The sequence below is a fragment of the Paenibacillus sp. Y859 genome, from assembly GCF_056786405.1.
This window is the reverse complement of the sequence record NZ_JBXCIZ010000010.1, coordinates 24,402-41,035: the sequence shown is the minus strand read 5'-3', so window position 1 is coordinate 41,035 and position 16,634 is coordinate 24,402. Positions and strand designations below refer to the sequence as shown.

Sequence of the window (16,634 nt, the reverse complement as noted above, 5' to 3'; positions counted from 1 at the left end):
GATGTTGTTAATGTGGTTCTCAAAATCGCAAGAAGAAGTTCTTCAAGAGCTTCAAGTAAACACTGCAACTGGGCTGACAACAGAAGAAGCTAAATCGAGGCTTGAACAATACGGTCCCAATAAGCTGAAGGGGAAACCTAAGAAAAACATCATTCTCCTCTTCTTTGCTCAAATGAAGGATATGCTCATTTATGTTCTTCTAGGTGCTGCCGTTGTAACCCTTATTATTGGGGAAGTTATGGATACGATCATTATATTTGCCGTCGTCATTCTAAATGCGCTGATCGGTGTGATTCAAGAAAGTAAAGCAGAGAAAGCTATTGAAGCTTTACAGAAAATGACCACTCCAAAAGCACTTGTCAGACGTGATGGCGAAGTGAAAGAAATCCAATCCGAGTATATTGTACCTGGAGATATTATCATTCTAGATGCAGGGAGATTCATCTCGGCTGATTTACGTTTATTAGAGAGTGCTAACCTGCAAATTGAGGAATCTGCATTAACAGGTGAATCGGTTCCAACGGATAAAGATGCAGGTGCGCTGTATACCAATCCCAAAACGCCTATCGGTGACAAGTCTAACATGGCTTTTATGTCCACACTTGTTACCTATGGTAGGGGTGAAGGAATTGCAGTAGCTACGGCTATGAATACAGAAATGGGGAAGATAGCAAAGATTCTAGATGACGATAATAAGGAATTGACCCCACTACAGAAAAAATTAGAGAAACTCGGTAAGACGCTAGGGTATATTGCAATCGGGATATGTTTGTTTATATTTATTATTGCTCTGATTCAAAAAAGAGATCTATTTGAAATGCTCTTAACGGCCATCAGTTTGGCGGTTGCGGCCATTCCAGAAGGTCTTCCAGCGATTGTAGCGATTGTCTTAGCGCTTGGTGTGACAAGAATGTCGAAGATTAACGCCATCGTGAAGAAGCTAACGGCTGTTGAAACATTGGGCTCAGTTAATATTATTTGCTCTGATAAAACAGGAACACTTACACAAAATAAAATGACTGTCGTCAAGCATTATACATCGCCGAATCCAGTGAAGGATGAAGTACCTACTGAGTTAATTAAAGCATTTGTATTATGTTCAGATGCGACCTTTGAACATGGGAAAGGTACTGGTGATCCGACAGAAATAGCTTTAGTCGTATTCGGTGACAACAACAATGTATCTAAAAGATCTCTAGATGCAGAGTTTAAAAGAGTTTCCGAAAAGCCCTTTGATTCCGACCGAAAACTGATGTCCACATTGAATGAAATGAAATCTGGCTATCGAGTACATACAAAAGGTGCGATCGATCAGCTATTACAGCTAACAACCACCGCTCTCGTTAATGGAGAGGTCGTACCATTAACAGAAGAAATGAAGACACAATATCTTATGACTGCTGAAGAAATGTCCAATGATGCTTTAAGGGTTCTGGCGGCTGCTTATAAGGATACTGAAAGGTTAATTGACTCTGATAAGATGGAGCGGGATCTCACACTACTTGGCTTCGTAGGTATGATTGATCCACCGAGACTTGAAGTGAAGGACTCGATACGGGAAGCAAAAGTGGCTGGAATCACTTCAGTGATGATTACCGGTGACCACAAGAATACTGCGTTTGCGATAGCGAAAGAACTAGGAATTGCAGATTCTATCGAGCAAAGTATGACAGGTGCTGAAATTGATGAATTGTCAGATGAAGATTTCTCACAACAAATTACTAACTATAGAGTATTTGCTCGTGTTTCACCTGAGCATAAGGTGAAGATTATAAGAGCCCTTAAGGCTCAAGGGAATATCGTCTCCATGACTGGCGATGGGGTGAATGATGCTCCTTCTTTGAAATATGCAGACATCGGTGTGGCCATGGGGATTACTGGGACAGATGTGTCCAAAGGTGCTAGTGACATGGTATTAACAGATGATAATTTCACGACGATCGTCCATGCGATTAAAGAAGGAAGGAATATTTATTTAAATATTCGCAAGGCTGTTGTTTTTCTACTATCGTGTAACCTGGGAGAAGTCATTGCGATTCTTGTCTCAATTCTTTTCTTTTGGCCGATACCACTATTGCCAACACAGATCCTCTGGATCAATCTTGTGACGGATACATTACCAGCGATTGCGCTTGGTGTTGACCCTGGTGAGAAAGATGTAATGAAGAAGAAGCCAAGAGATCCTAATGAAGGATTCTTCGCCAAGGGTGCGGGAGTAAGGGCGGTTATCGGTGGAACCCTCATTGGGACGTTAACTTTAGTTGCCTTTTATGTAGGATTGTATGAACATGGTTATAATCTGGGATCAAAGGATATCTCTGAGGACGCTATGACATATGCGAGGACGATGGCTTTTGTAGTTCTTGCAGTTTCACAATTGTTCTACTCGTTATCGATGAGAAGCGAGACGAAGAACATATTTCAATTGGGGTTATTTACGAATAAGTACTTGATAGGGGCAATAATCATCGGATTAATACTGCAGTTTGGAGTGATATCCATACCGTTCTTTGCCACAGCATTTCAAGTACAATTTCTCTCACTAATGGATTGGGGATTGGTCATAGCTCTAGGGTTAATTCCACTTATCATTAATGAAATCATCAAGCTGTTTCGTAAAAGTGAAACAAGAAGCGAAGCGTAAATGAAAAGAAGCCTCCTAAACCTCACAAAAGTGGGGAAGGAGGCTTCTTTTCATATTATCATTACTGTTGTTCTTCGATGCTCAATGGTTGAACTTTGGGGAGTTGCTGATTGAGCAAGGTGTTTTTAGCAACTAACTGTTTCGCCAAATCTGCTTGTAAGGCATTGATTTGTTTAATATCTTCTTTCAGTTTGCTTATGCGACTCATTTTGCTGCTTAAGTCGTGGGCTGAAGTACTTAATTTCATATCTCTTTGTAATTGATTTATTTTAGAAAGTGCCTTATCGGCTTTTTTCTTTTCATTCATACTTTTGTCGTGAATTTCAGCAATTTCTTTATTTAATCTATCTATAATAGATCGAGTAAAACTAATAGCCATTCGGACAACTCCTCATCGTGTAGTAAAGCTTTGACACCATTTTACTATAAATAGCTGGGTTATGCGAGAAAGGACTCACGAATGGAGAACTACATTACTTCGCGTGTAGACGTTTGATCATCACGCCGGGTGTGCATCCGTAAGTATGGCGGAATACTCGTATGAAATAATTCGTCTCCATGCCAAGCTGCAAAGCAATATCCTGAACGGGGATATCGACATTTTCTACCATGATCTGCATCGCCCGTTGTAATCGTAGATTTTGCAAATACTTATGTGGAGTTACGCCGTATTCTTGTAAGAAGAGTCGTTGAAAATGTTGGACGGAATAGCCGACAGCACTGGCTAGATTGGAAATGAGCAGCGGCTCTGTGAAATGCTGGTTAATGAGAGAGATTGCCTGTTGCAGAGCTTCGTTGCGTACTGACTCGAACTCAAGTCGACTCAGAGTTCCTGATGTTAACTCTGATTGGCGTAGCATTAAGAGCAATCGATACACGGCTACGGATAGTTCCTGCATCGTATACTCATCCTGCCGATTGGTATTTGGTGTGTGAACCGTATGCCAGATGCGTCCGATCTCCTCCCAACAATGTTCGAAATGGTCGGGACGAAACGGTAAAGATGGCAGCAGGCCGATCTCCTCGACCATTGCTTGTGCCAGATTTCCGTGAAATCCGATAAAGGCTACATGCCAAGGTTCATGTGAATTCGGATAATATTCATGTCCCTTGTCTGCGGGAACGGCAAAGGCCATACCTGGTTCTAGGACGGTTTCTGTACCGCTGTCTAGATCAAGGAATAATCCACATCCACTGCGGATCAACAGAATCTGGTTCACGGGAAATCCTGAGGGACGAACATGATGGTATTGAACATGGCGTCCGATGGAGTAAGGATATATGGGGAATCTATCGAGGTTTCTAGGGGATTCAACCAGTGAGAAGGTAAGCATGACCATTCACCTCATATTCATTATGTGCTATTAAATTGCGAACATATTCCTATCGGATGTACTGGGTATGTATATATACTTAATACTATAAATGATGTTCCTTGAATTGGACAGCGGTTATTATATACTATCTCATCAGAGAATAGTCCCATTCATAAGTGGACATGAATTGAGAGGATGATATTACAATATGACTATTAAGTTTCCGCCAATTAGCATGAAAGCTCCAGTGATGTTACATGGTGCCGATTATTTCCCAGAGCAATGGCTGAAGTATCCAGATATTTTGCGTGAAGATTTGCGCCTGATGAAGTTGGCAGGGTGTAACGTCATGTCAGTCGGTATTTTCTCATGGGTCTCGTTAGAACCAGAGGAGGGTGTATTTACTTTCGAATGGTTGGATCGCTTATTGGATTCCTTCGTAGAGCATGGGATCTATGCTTTTCTAGCAACACCCAGCGGAAGCCGTCCAGCTTGGATGTCAGAGAAATACACTGAGGTTCTCCGAGTAGAGGGCAATCGAGTTCGCAATCTGCATGGCCAACGTCATAACCATTGTTACACATCTCCAGTCTATCGTGAGAAGACAGCTCTTATGAATTCAAAGCTTGCTGAGCGATATAGTCAACATCCAGCAGTGATTGGCTGGCATATATCTAATGAATTTGGTGGAGAATGTCACTGTAATTATTGCCAAAGTGCCTTTAGAGAATGGCTTAAGCAGAAATACGATCACAGTCTGGAGAAGTTAAATCACGCTTGGTGGGCAGCATTCTGGAGTCATACCTTTACTTCATGGGAGCAGATTGAATCCCCGGCTCCGCATGGAGAGATGCAAGTACACGGTCTAAACTTAGATTGGCGGCGGTTTGTTAGTGAACAGACGATTGATTTCTGCCAACATGAAATAGATTCCGTTCGCAGTTATAATCCTGAACTACCTATAACGACTAATATGCATATGGTGGATAGTATTGATTATCGCAAACTAGCTCAAATACTAGATGTAATATCTTGGGATGCTTATCCGAATTGGCATTATACCGAAGAAGATGATGATGCCCAATTGGCGGCATGGACAGCGATGCATCATGATCTATTCCGTACACTCAAACAGAAACCATTCCTGCTCATGGAGAGCACACCATCTCTCACGAACTGGCAATCTATCAGCAAGCTAAAGCGACCTGGCATGCATAAGCTTTCATCACTACAAGCGGTAGCGCATGGATCGGACTCCGTGCAGTACTTCCAGTGGCGTAAAAGCCGTGGTTCCAGTGAGAAGTTCCATGGTGCAGTCGTTGATCATAGCGGTCATGAAGGAACTCGTGTATTTCAGGATGTTGCCGAAGTAGGACAGACGCTTGCCGGATTGTCTGAATTGGTGGGTACGTCTACACCTGCACAGACAGCGATCATTTATGATTGGGATAATCGTTGGGCGATTAAGGATGCCCAAGGTATTCGCAATTCTGGTTTACATTATGAAGAGACAGTACTACAGCATTACCGGGCATTGTGGGAGCAAGGTATTTCCGTCGATATGATCGGTTCAGAAGATGATCTGTCTGCTTATAAGCTCATTATCGCTCCAATGTTGTATCTCATTAGTGAAGAGAACGGTCAGAGAATTGAACAATATGTTGAACAAGGTGGAACGTTTCTAGCAACCTACTGGTCTGGTGTTGTCGGAGAAACGGATCTATGCCATCTGGGCGGATTCCCGGGTCCACTGCGCAAAACGCTTGGTATCTGGGCGGAGGAGACAGAAGGACTGCACAGTCGCGATCTGAATGGTGTCATACTACAAGCTGGCAACGCTCTAGAGCTAAGCGGAGATTATGATGCACACGAGATTGCTGAGCTAATTCATCTTGAAGGTGCGGAAGCACTAGGAGTATATCGCAGTGATTTCTATGCGGGACGTCCTGCACTGACAGTGAATAAGCTAGGTAAGGGAGAGGCTTACCACCTTGCTACACGAGTGAAGGATCCTGCGTTCTATGAGGCGTTATATACTGCTATTGCGAACAAGGCAGGGATCTCACGTTCACTCGATAGCGAGCTGCCAACAGGTGTGACGGCGCAGCTTCGGACAGACGGAGTGAACGACTATATATTTGTACAGAACTTCAGTGGTAGTGTTCAAGCTATTCAACTAGACGGTCAAGAGTATACGGATATGGAATCCAGTGCTCCAGTGTCAGATGTGCTGAATCTTCCTGTGAACGGGTTGTCTATATTAAAGCGCAAGCGGTAATGAATTCAATATTCGATGTCGAGTATGCTTCTTGGTAAGCTTCGTGATCAAAAGCTGACTTTTTGAACTACCCCTTAGAATATGTCATGGAGAAACCTTGGGGTTTCATCTATGATATTCTATGGGGTACTTTTTTCGATTGTATGAAATTAGATGAATCTGAGGAAGAGGTTGGGGTTGTTGCTGAGGGAGCGGGGGAGTCAGGCGATAGAACGGCGGTAAATATTCTAACGGAAGTAGTAGACCTTATTCTGCTCGAAACATCACTTTTGAAATTTTAACGGAAGTGATAGACCTTATTTGATACTTTTTGCTGGATTTGGGCTGTTTATTTACATATAGCGTCCTGTAGTTCCGTTACAATTTCATATCGGTGTTTCTTTATGGAATAGAGTCTCCCAGTTCCGTTAAAGAAATTAATGCTGCGTTATGCTCATTATGATGACTACGGCGATGGCGATGGAAGGCGATTGTAGGTAGCAGCTCCACAGCAAGAAGTCTTTCTTGAAATGAATTACCTCTACAAGGAGTTGAGTAGGTTGAATGAGAATAAAAAATATCAGATCATCATGCAAGGAATTACTAGCAATAATGTGAGTAAAACCTGCAAGGAGTATGGTATTTCGAGGACAATCTTTTACCAGTGGTGTAATGCTTACAATAAATATGGCATGGAGGGATTGGCAGAGAAAGAGAGAAAACCAGTTATGCCTAATAAGGTAGATTCGAGAACGGAGAGGCTGATATTACAGTATGTTGCCAAATTTCCTGAGGATGGACCCAAGCGAATTTACTATGAATTACAAGACGAGGGGATGAAGGTTGGGGAGTCAGGTATTTATAATGTGCTAAGGAGAAATAGTCTGAGTACGAGGGAGCAACGTGAGACTTACGCCAAAGAGATCAAAGAGAAGAAGTCGAAACAGGGGGAAGTTCGTAAAACTCTTCCGGGTAAGGAAAAACAGGTATCTCTAGATTATAAGATGAAGAATCCTGCAAATGCTCACCCTGGTTATATGTGCCAGCAGAGTATTCATTATATGGGTAGCTTCCCTAAGATAGGAAAGGTATATCAGTATGTAATATATGATGCTTATTCTAGATTAGGGCTAGTCAAGCTTTATAATCAAAAGAAGACTATTCATTTTATAGAATTTATGCATTTAAAGGTCATTCCTTTGATGAAGGCATTTAACTTTGAAATACAACATCTAGTTACTAATAAAAGTAGGCAGTTCACTAACAACTGGGATCGAGGAAATCATAAATATACTGAATTTCTACATAAAAACAATATTAATCAAGTAGCATTTACAGCAAACAATAAAGAAATATTTCAGCCTTTGGAAAATTTTATGTCTGTGTTGACGAAGGAATTTTATCAGCAGGCTTGGGTAGATGAGACGATAGAATCCTTTGATAAGCTAGAGAAGCGTCTACATGAGTTCTTGAATGACTACAACTTCAGCAGGGAAATTACAGATGGTCCTAATCAAGGTCGAATCCCATCGGATGTCGTATTGGACTATACCGGTCAGAAAGAGAATTTGCCGCTCTGGTTGTTTACAAGGAGATGATGGAAGATGGAATATGTGAAGTCTGAAGAGAAGATTGCTATTATAGGTGCGGGAATTTCTGGCGTAGCAACTGCCTATCATTTGGCCAGGAAGGGATATAGTCACATTACTCTCCTAGAAAAAGATGATCACGTAGGTGGAAAGTGTCATTCGATCGGGTACAAAGGGAAGACGTATGAAATGGGTACTCTAATCGGTCTCCCATCGTATAAGAATACAATGGAACTGATGGTGGAATTTGACCTCATGGATAAGGGGCCATTATTGGAACGGGGATTCTTCGATCATCATGGAAAGCGAGTATCGCAGATTCCTATGAATCAGATGAAGGACTTTAATCAAGAGTTCAAACGTCTCCCACATATATTGAGTAGATACGAGAGTCTGAAAGAACCAGGTTTTCTGCAATTACCTGAGGAGCTATGTCAACCCTTTTCATCATGGTGTAAAGAGAATGATTTGTCTGTCATTATGCAAGTATATATGCACTATTTCAGCACTTTTGGGTTTGGTAACATTGATGAGGTGCCTGCTGCATATGTTTTGAAATTTCTGAGTTACGATAATTTAATGTCCTTTATTGAAATTACTCACATGATTACATGGCCCAAGGGAGTTCGTGAACTGATACAACGGATGGCAGACCAAGTGGAGGATCTACGTCTGACTTGTGAAGTGCTCCATATGGAGAATGATGAAAGTGGGAGAGTACGGGTCGAAACAAATCAGGATGTGATGTATTTCGACAAAGTTATTTATACAGCATCCTTACAACATATGAGTCACATGGTCGATTTGTCACCTAGAGATAGGGAGTTATTTGATCGTATTGTATATGAGAGTTTTCGAGTCTATGCCTATAGAGTAGAAGGTATGCCAGAGCATTCAGGCTATATACCCTATAATATGCAACCAGAGCGCAAGGGGCAAATGATGGCTTGGTATTACCGGTGGGCAGACATGGGCGAGACAGATCTTATTACAATATATATTGTGGAAAATGAAGCTATGACAGATCATCAGATGCGTGAGTCTGTAGAGAACAAACTTCGAAAGCTTGGTGGCGATAATATTCGCCTTTATATGATGAAAAGTTGGCAACAGTTCCCACATGTGGATTCGGTCGCCCTTCGCGGGGGGTTCTATGATCAACTTGACCAAATGCAGGGTAGAAACAATATTTACTTCGCTGGAGAAATCATGAACTTTCCCACGCTAGAGAATTGCATCGTGTATGCGAAACACTTGGTGGAACGATTCTTTTGAATATAAGAAAGTATATCATTCTGTCGTTTATTTTACTTTCAAGTTATGTTTGCAGTATCAAGGTTGATAATAGGTATAGTTACAGGGAAAAGGATGCTGTGATCGAAAAAAAAGTAGAGTTGATTAATATGTAAACCTAACTCGAATGGTAACTTATAAAACATTGATAGATCAACACTTTCAAGGATTTGATGTCGGAATGAGCAATCGTATATATTCAGGTTGAGGCAAATCATTTCAACATAAATGAATAGGAGAGGTTAGTCATGTTTTTATTCGAATCAATACCTTGGTACTCTGCTGTAATGTGGTTTGTAGTACTTGCAGGCTTAATATTTGTAAATGAAATAGCTCGGATTAGTAAATGGTTCTCTATTGCATTGTTCATAGCACTACCACTTGTGCTTACCATTGTAGTGTGGCCAAACACCGCAGGTGAAGGGTCCAGTACTGGAACCTGGTTTCACTGGGTGAAAGTGTACTCTGCGTTGGCAGGATGTATAGGCTTCATGGCACTCAGATATATTAAAGGTTGGAGCAGCAACAAGTACCTTCTGATGTTCCCACCATTTATTCTGGGACTGAATATTCTGGAAGCTGTTATTCGCGATTTCCAAGTATACAGTATGGAGACTGGCATCGTAGATGGCGTCATGATGATTGGTGGATCTTGGAACATCATGAATGGGATCGCTGGTCTATTGAACATTGTGGCGATGTCTGGTTGGATGGGAATTATGATTAGTAAAGATAAGAAAAAAGATATGGTATGGCCTGACCAACTGTGGTTCTGGATTATTGCATATGATATTTGGAACTTTGCCTATGTGTATAATGCGGTGTCAGACCACGCCTTCTATGCAGGTGGTGCGCTGTTAATCTCATGTACAATTCCAGCATTCTTCATGAAGAAAGGTGCTTGGTTACAATTTCGGGCACAAACGTTGGCGATTTGGATGATGTTTACGATGTCTTTCCCAGCGTTTGTCGGGCAATCTAAATTTGCCGTGCAATCATCGCATAATGAGACAGCTTTATGGGTTGTGAGTGCATTATCTTTGGCAGCTAATATTGCCTTGGTTGTGTATCACTTCTATAAAGTATCCAAGCATAAGCGTAATCCACTCAAAGTGGAAGTCTATACAGATTTAGCTGCATACAAAGCTGTAGTAGCAGACAACAACTAATAGATTAATATAGAGTGAAATGAAAAAAGGCATCCCTTAGAAGAATCTAGAGGGTGCTTTTTTTTCGTGGTAATTTAGGTGTAAGAAATTTGGGAGTTTTCAATTCCAATGATGTTTTCATTAATCGCATCCAAAATCGCATCACAGTTCCTTCTAATTTTGCTGAGGTTCTCGGTAATGGAACAACAACAGTACGGAAAGCAGCAGTTCGTAAAACAGTAGTTAAGAAGTAAGACATGAATTCTCTATCTATGAAATCTCTAATGAGGTCGTTCATTTTTGAATAGACCTCGTTAGAGGATGTTATATTTCATCAATTTAATTTGATAATTCACACAAAAATAAAGTGCACCCCTTAGAAGAACCAACGGAAACCACTCAAGTTTTACGCGTGATATGATAGGGGTGTATTTTTTATAGATTATGAATGTGATTTATTTCACTTAATTTGACAAGGAGATATGTGATACTAATTATGTTCTGAATATTATTGATTTACTGGGGGTTTATTATGAAAAAGACATTAGTTAGTTTATTAGTAGCGGTAATGATGGTTTCCATGTTTGCAGGTTGCTCCTCAAATGATTCAAAGGATTCAAAGGCTACATCTACGGAAGGAATCACAAAGATGGGGCTTGGGCACATCACAACCATAGCGAAATCAAGTGATATGGGCAAAGATGCGGATGGTAAAGTTACACCGGCAAAGGGGCAAGTAGATACTGTTATGGTAGCTGCTGCGTTTGACAAAGATGGAAAAGTTGTAAAAGTTACAATTGATAATGCACAAGTTAAAGTGGATTTCACGGAAGATCTTCAAGTCGCTAATGATTTGGCTGTTGAGAATAAAACAAAGGTTGAGCTTGCTGAAGCATATGGCATGATTAAAGCTTCTTCCATTCAGAAGGAATGGTTTGAACAAGCGGATGCACTAGGTCAATGGATGATCGGTAAGTCGATCGATGAGATCAAAGGGATGAAAACAAAGAAGGTAGACGATGCTCACCCATCTGTACCTGATGTAGCTGAACTAACGTCTTCTGTAACGATTACGGTTCAAGATTATATAGCTGCTCTTGAAGAGGCATATAACACTGCTGTAGAAGTAGGAGCAGGTGCTGAAAAGTTAGGAATGGGGCACAATATTTCTATTTCAAGCTCCAAGGGGCTAGGTACGAAGGATGGCAAGGAGATCCTTCCAGTAGCACAAGTAGATACGGTTATGATGGCAACAACATTTGATAAAGATGGTAAAGTAGTCGGAACACTTATTGATAATGCTCAAACCAAAGTTAATTTCGATAAAGACGGTAAAGTAACTTCAGATTTAAAAGAACAACCTAAAACGAAGGTTGAACTTGGCGATGCATACGGGATGATTAAGGCTTCCAAAATTCAAAAAGAATGGTATCAGCAAGCAGATGCTCTAGCGAAATGGATGGCAGGTAAATCAGTAGATGAAATCAAAGGGATGAAGACAAAGAAGGTAGACGATGCTCATCCTTCCGTACCCGATGTTGCTGAGTTAACGTCTTCTGTGACGATGACTGTTCAAGGTTATATCGCTGCATTAGAAGAGTCTTCTGTGAATGCGAAATAATATAAGTTCATAACATTTAAATAATAAAGACAAAACTCTCCCTCTTCGTAAGGGGGAGTTTTGTCTAAAGTGGATTATTCAGTATTAGTCATGTTTAATAGGAATGAAGGTGATCACGTGCATAAGTGGCGCAAAATTATAACTATAGTAGTCCTAGTGTCTCTTCTATTGACTGGGTGTCAAAATGGACAGAATAATAATGTGAGTAAGAATGAATTTCATAAATATAGTGGAAGCTTCTATGATAGCTTTAATACGCTGACGCAATTTGTTGCGTATACAGAGAATGAAGAAGAATTTCAAATATTCTATGAGAAAGCTCATGAGCGATTTCTAGAACTTCACAAATTCTATGATATTTATAATGATTATGATGGTGTTAATAACATTAAAACGATTAATGATCATGCAGGGATAAGGCCGATAAAAGTCGATGATGATATTATTGATCTGATTCTTTTCTCGAAGAAATGGGCTAAGCAAATTAGTGAAGATACGAATATAGCGATGGGAGCAGTTCTCCAGATTTGGCATGATTACCGTGAAGCAGGTTTAGATGATCCAATGAATGCGAAGTTACCTCCGATGGATGAACTTATAGAGGCTGAAGAACATATGGATCTTGATAATGTCATTGTAGATACGGTCAATAGGACCGTATACTTGGCTGATAAGCAGATGAGGCTTAATGTTGGGGCGGTTGCCAAGGGATATGCAGTAGAAGTTGTTGCTAATGAATTAATAGCGGATGGATTATTGTCGGGCATGATCAGCGCTGGGGGGAATGTTCGCGCTATTCATAAACCACTTGACGGCATTCGTCAGAGATGGGGCGTAGGGTTACAGAACCCTGATAGGTTCATCTCTAGCGATGAGGAGAATCTACTTGATACGATCTTTATTAATCATGCATCTGTCGTTAGTAGTGGTGACTATCAAAGGTATTTCGTCGTGGATGGAGAGATATATCATCATTTAATCGATCCCAAGACACTGATGCCAGGACAATATTATCGGGCTGTGACGATCGTAACTGAAGACTCAGGGGTGGCGGATTTCCTATCGACGGCGGCATTTCTTGTGCCATTCGAGCAGAGCTTAATGCTTGTAGAAAGTCTAGAAGGTGTTGAAGCCGTATGGGTGATGCCTGATGGAACAGTCGAAGCGACAGCTGGAATGAAAAAAATAATGAAGAGTCATGGAGCAACAGGTGCAAAGTCAGAATAATCACAGAGAGCTTGTGAGATGATAGCGTTGTAATTGATCAGACTGTACGAATATGCAGAGGATGTTTCCGGTAACTTGTTTAGTACTGAAAGTATAGCGCAATAATAGAAACATATGAGGTATAATAAACATAATGGATATTTTTCATTGTGCCAACAAGATTTTGAATAGAAGGGGATTGGATCGTTTGAATAATGAAGAAGTGAACAATGAAGAAGTGAATAATGAAGAGGAATTGGAGTTAGGCCCCAATATGGAGCAATTGAAGAAAGCTGTCAATCGTACATCTGATTGGAGAGAACGGTTAAAGGCTGTAGAAGAATTAGGTCAGTTAGATGATGCACGTTCCATTGATATACTTACACGTGTCATGACAAATGATGCTGTATATACAGTACAAGAGGCTGCTTATCATAAACTCAAGGAATTGGGTGAGGATGTTCAACTACCAGCAAAGAATACCGGAGAATTGTTCAAGGGAATCACAAAAATCTTCGTAAGAATTAAGAAGAGTTTGCCAGAAGGGCATACTTTTGAAGAGTTTAAGGAAAAGTTGAAAAAGATGAGAGTAGATTTGTACGATACGTACGAAGGAGATAAGGGACCGGGATTTGATTCTTGGCTTGAAAATATTTGGGCATCCTTACCTGTAAGATCGACTACTAACAAATAGCTGTTATTGTCTTATGGACAAGTAGCTGTAACAACTTGACAATGAAATTTGTAATAAGTAAAATTAGGAATTAGCACTCTAATCATTAAAGTGCTAATTCCTTTTTAATATTAATAAACTAAGATGTTCTAAATTGAAGGAGGAAATTTTAGTGGCAAAGAAAGAGTTTAAAACGGAATCAAAAAGATTACTGGAAATGATGATTAATTCCATCTACACACACAGAGAGATATTTATGAGAGAACTTATTTCTAACGCAAGTGATGCTATCGATAAAATTTATTATAAAGCACTAACGGATGATAATATGGTGTTTAACCAAGAGGATTATTACATTAAAGTAACAGCAGATCCAACTGCTCGTACATTGACCATCTCCGATACAGGTATTGGTATGACCAAGGAGGAGCTAGAGAATAATCTAGGTACGATTGCTAAGAGCGGATCGTTAGCTTTTAAGAAAGAGAATGAAGCGAAAGATGGACACAACATCATTGGTCAATTCGGGGTTGGGTTCTATGCAGCGTTCATGGTGGCAAATGATGTTACTGTTATCAGTAAAGCTCTAGGTAGCGACGAGGCTTTCAAGTGGGAGTCTACGGGTGCAGATGGATATACGATTGAATCATGCGAGAAAGATGCTATAGGAACTGAAATTATTCTGAAAATAAAAGAAAATACAGAAGATGATCAGTATGATGAATATCTAGAAGAGTATCGTTTAAGATCAATTATTAAGAAATACTCTGATTTCATCCGCTTCCCAATTAAGATGGATGTGAAAGAGCAAAGACCTAAAGAAGGCAGTGAAGATGAATTCGAGGAAGTTCTCGAAGAACAAACCGTCAATAGCATGGTGCCAATCTGGCGCAAGAATAAGAATGAGCTTACGGCAGAGGACTATAACAACTTTTATACTGAAAAGCGCTATGGCTTCGATAAGCCTCTGAAACACATCCATATTAGTGCTGATGGTGCTGTAGTCTATAACGCGATTCTATTCATACCAGAGAACACACCGTTTGACTATTACACCAAAGAATATGAGAAGGGCTTAGAACTGTATTCCAATGGTGTGCTGATTATGGAGAAATGTTCTGATTTGCTTCCTGATTATTTCGGTTTTGTGAAAGGAATGGTCGACTCCGAGGATTTATCACTGAATATCTCCAGAGAAATGCTTCAGCATGATCGCCAATTAACACTTATCGCCAAAAATATTAAGAACAAAATCAAAAGTCAGCTACTAAGTTTGATGAAGGATGAAAGAGAGAAGTACGAACAATTCTTTATAGCTTTCGGCAGACAGTTGAAATTTGGAGTCTATAATGATTATGGTATGCATAAGGAAACATTGCAGGATCTGTTGATGTTCTATACATCCAAAGAGAAGAAGCTTGTATCATTGGATGAGTATGTAGCAAGAATGCCAGAAGATCAGAAGTATATTTATTATGCTTCAGGAGAATCAATCGATAGAATTGAGAAGCTTCCGCAAATAGAGTTAGTATCTGATAAAGGATATGAAATTCTATACTGTACAGATGATATCGATGAGTTCGCAATCAAGATGATCTTGAACTACAAAGAGAAAGAATTCAAATCTGTATCGAGTGGCGACTTGGGCATTGAGGCAGATGCAAATGATAAGCCTACAGAAGCAGAAGAGAACGAAAACAAGGATCTCTTTGAAGCGATGACAAGTATACTAACGAATAAAGTCACGAATGTAAAAGCATCGAAGAGATTGAAAACCTATCCTGTATGCATTTCTACTGAAGGCGAACTAACGATTGAGATGGAAAAGATATTGAAAGCAATGCCTAATGGACAAGATGTTCAAGCAGATAAGGTTTTGGAAATTAACGTTAACCATGAAGTGTATCAATCATTGAAAGACGCTTATATAAACGATAAAGACAAGTTGAGTTTGTACACCAATCTGTTGTATAATCAGGCGCTCTTGATCGAAGGATTACAGGTCGTTGATCCTGTACAATTCACAAATGATATTTGTAAAATAATGATCTAATCTAGGGAATCACAGAGCAACATCTGAGTAACGAGAATAACCCGTACCTGGTGTGAACCAAGACGGGTTATTTGTCGTTGAGATGAAGCTTCTGCTAGAATCAAGACATACCATAGTGTCGAAAGTAGGATTAATATGCGAATTAATAAATATATTAGCGAGACGGGCTTTTGTTCAAGGCGTGAAACGGATAGATTGATTGCAGCTGGAAGGATTTCGATTAATGGTGTTATTTGCGAACCAGGGGATAGTGTTGCTCTAGGTGACATGGTACTTATTGATGATGAAGTGATACCTAGCAGAGCAGAACCCGTATATATCGTACTGAATAAGCCAATAGGGATTACTTGCACGGCTGCAGAGCATGTTGCAGGTAATATTATTGACTTCGTAAACTATCCTTCTCGAATTTTTGCTGTTGGAAGATTGGATAAAGCCTCCGAAGGATTAATATTATTAACGAACGATGGAGATATTGTAAATGAAATGATGCGTTCAGAGAATGGTCATGAGAAAGAATATGTGGTGAAGGTAGACAAGCTTGTTACTGATCAATTTCTTCAGGACATGTCCAGTGGCGTAGGTATTCTTGGAGTGATAACCAAACCGTGTAAGACATTTCGGATCAATGAATATGAGTTTAGAATTATCTTAACCCAAGGGCTCAATCTTCAAATTCGTAGAATGTGTAAGGCTCTCGGCTATAGAGTGCTTAGGCTTGAACGGATAAGAATCATGAATATTTCTATGGATGGACTAGAACAAGGGAAGTGGAGAGACCTTACTGGTGAAGAACTACGAATATTACACACGCAATTAGATTCGATATGATGA

14 protein-coding genes are annotated in these 16,634 nt (G+C 40.1%); 12 read left to right on the top strand and 2 right to left on the bottom strand.

Annotated elements, in window-relative coordinates; genetic code table 11:
• Positions 1 to 4 precede the first annotated feature (4 nt).
• Positions 5 to 2,644 carry a cation-translocating P-type ATPase gene (locus AC1TO8_RS17885; RefSeq protein ID WP_482057076.1) on the top strand — a complete coding sequence of 880 codons (2,640 nt, stop codon included), beginning with the start codon at positions 5 to 7 and terminating at the stop codon, positions 2,642 to 2,644.
• Between the two features lie 61 nt (positions 2,645 to 2,705).
• Here AC1TO8_RS17885 and AC1TO8_RS17880 read toward each other — a convergent pair whose 3' ends face one another.
• Positions 2,706 to 3,023 carry a hypothetical protein gene (locus AC1TO8_RS17880; RefSeq protein ID WP_482056986.1) on the bottom strand — a complete coding sequence of 106 codons (318 nt, stop codon included), beginning with the start codon at positions 3,021 to 3,023 and terminating at the stop codon, positions 2,706 to 2,708.
• Between the two features lie 94 nt (positions 3,024 to 3,117).
• Positions 3,118 to 3,978 carry an AraC family transcriptional regulator gene (locus AC1TO8_RS17875; protein ID WP_482056985.1) on the bottom strand — a complete coding sequence of 287 codons (861 nt, stop codon included), beginning with the start codon at positions 3,976 to 3,978 and terminating at the stop codon, positions 3,118 to 3,120.
• Between the two features lie 190 nt (positions 3,979 to 4,168).
• Between AC1TO8_RS17875 and AC1TO8_RS17870 the strand changes: the two genes are divergently transcribed.
• The 11 genes from AC1TO8_RS17870 to AC1TO8_RS17820 all read left to right on the top strand — a co-directional run bounded on the left by AC1TO8_RS17870 (position 4,169) and on the right by AC1TO8_RS17820 (position 16,631).
• Entirely contained in the window at positions 4,169 to 6,238 is a 2,070-nt protein-coding gene (locus tag AC1TO8_RS17870) for a beta-galactosidase (RefSeq protein ID WP_482056984.1), read from the top strand.
• A gap of 86 nt (positions 6,239 to 6,324) precedes the next feature.
• Complete coding sequence (locus tag AC1TO8_RS17865) at positions 6,325 to 6,519, top strand: hypothetical protein (RefSeq protein WP_482056983.1); 195 nt, start codon at positions 6,325 to 6,327, stop codon at positions 6,517 to 6,519.
• Positions 6,520 to 6,777: 258 nt separating this feature from the next.
• Positions 6,778 to 7,815: a helix-turn-helix domain-containing protein gene (locus tag AC1TO8_RS17860; protein ID WP_482056982.1), complete on the top strand. Its 1,038-nt coding sequence runs from the start codon at positions 6,778 to 6,780 to the stop codon at positions 7,813 to 7,815.
• 6 nt (positions 7,816 to 7,821) lie between these two features.
• Complete coding sequence (locus AC1TO8_RS17855) at positions 7,822 to 9,081, top strand: flavin monoamine oxidase family protein (RefSeq protein WP_482056981.1); 1,260 nt, start codon at positions 7,822 to 7,824, stop codon at positions 9,079 to 9,081.
• 266 nt (positions 9,082 to 9,347) lie between these two features.
• Entirely contained in the window at positions 9,348 to 10,268 is a 921-nt protein-coding gene (locus AC1TO8_RS17850; RefSeq protein ID WP_482056980.1) for a DUF5692 family protein, read from the top strand.
• Between the two features lie 89 nt (positions 10,269 to 10,357).
• Entirely contained in the window at positions 10,358 to 10,501 is a 144-nt protein-coding gene (locus tag AC1TO8_RS17845; RefSeq protein WP_482056979.1) for a hypothetical protein, read from the top strand.
• Between the two features lie 278 nt (positions 10,502 to 10,779).
• Positions 10,780 to 11,868 carry a hypothetical protein gene (locus AC1TO8_RS17840; protein ID WP_482056978.1) on the top strand — a complete coding sequence of 363 codons (1,089 nt, stop codon included), beginning with the start codon at positions 10,780 to 10,782 and terminating at the stop codon, positions 11,866 to 11,868.
• 69 nt (positions 11,869 to 11,937) lie between these two features.
• A complete protein-coding gene (locus AC1TO8_RS17835) occupies positions 11,938 to 13,095 on the top strand; it encodes an FAD:protein FMN transferase (protein ID WP_482057075.1) in 1,158 nt (385 codons plus the stop codon).
• Positions 13,096 to 13,348: 253 nt separating this feature from the next.
• Positions 13,349 to 13,768, top strand: a complete 420-nt coding sequence (locus tag AC1TO8_RS17830) for a HEAT repeat domain-containing protein (RefSeq protein WP_482057074.1) — start codon at positions 13,349 to 13,351, stop codon at positions 13,766 to 13,768.
• Between the two features lie 151 nt (positions 13,769 to 13,919).
• Positions 13,920 to 15,800, top strand: coding sequence for a molecular chaperone HtpG (gene htpG, locus AC1TO8_RS17825; RefSeq protein ID WP_482056977.1), 1,881 nt, complete (start codon positions 13,920 to 13,922; stop codon positions 15,798 to 15,800).
• A gap of 135 nt (positions 15,801 to 15,935) precedes the next feature.
• On the top strand, positions 15,936 to 16,631 hold the full coding sequence (locus AC1TO8_RS17820; protein ID WP_482056976.1) for a pseudouridine synthase: 696 nt from the start codon (positions 15,936 to 15,938) through the stop codon (positions 16,629 to 16,631).
• Positions 16,632 to 16,634: the final 3 nt, after the last annotated feature.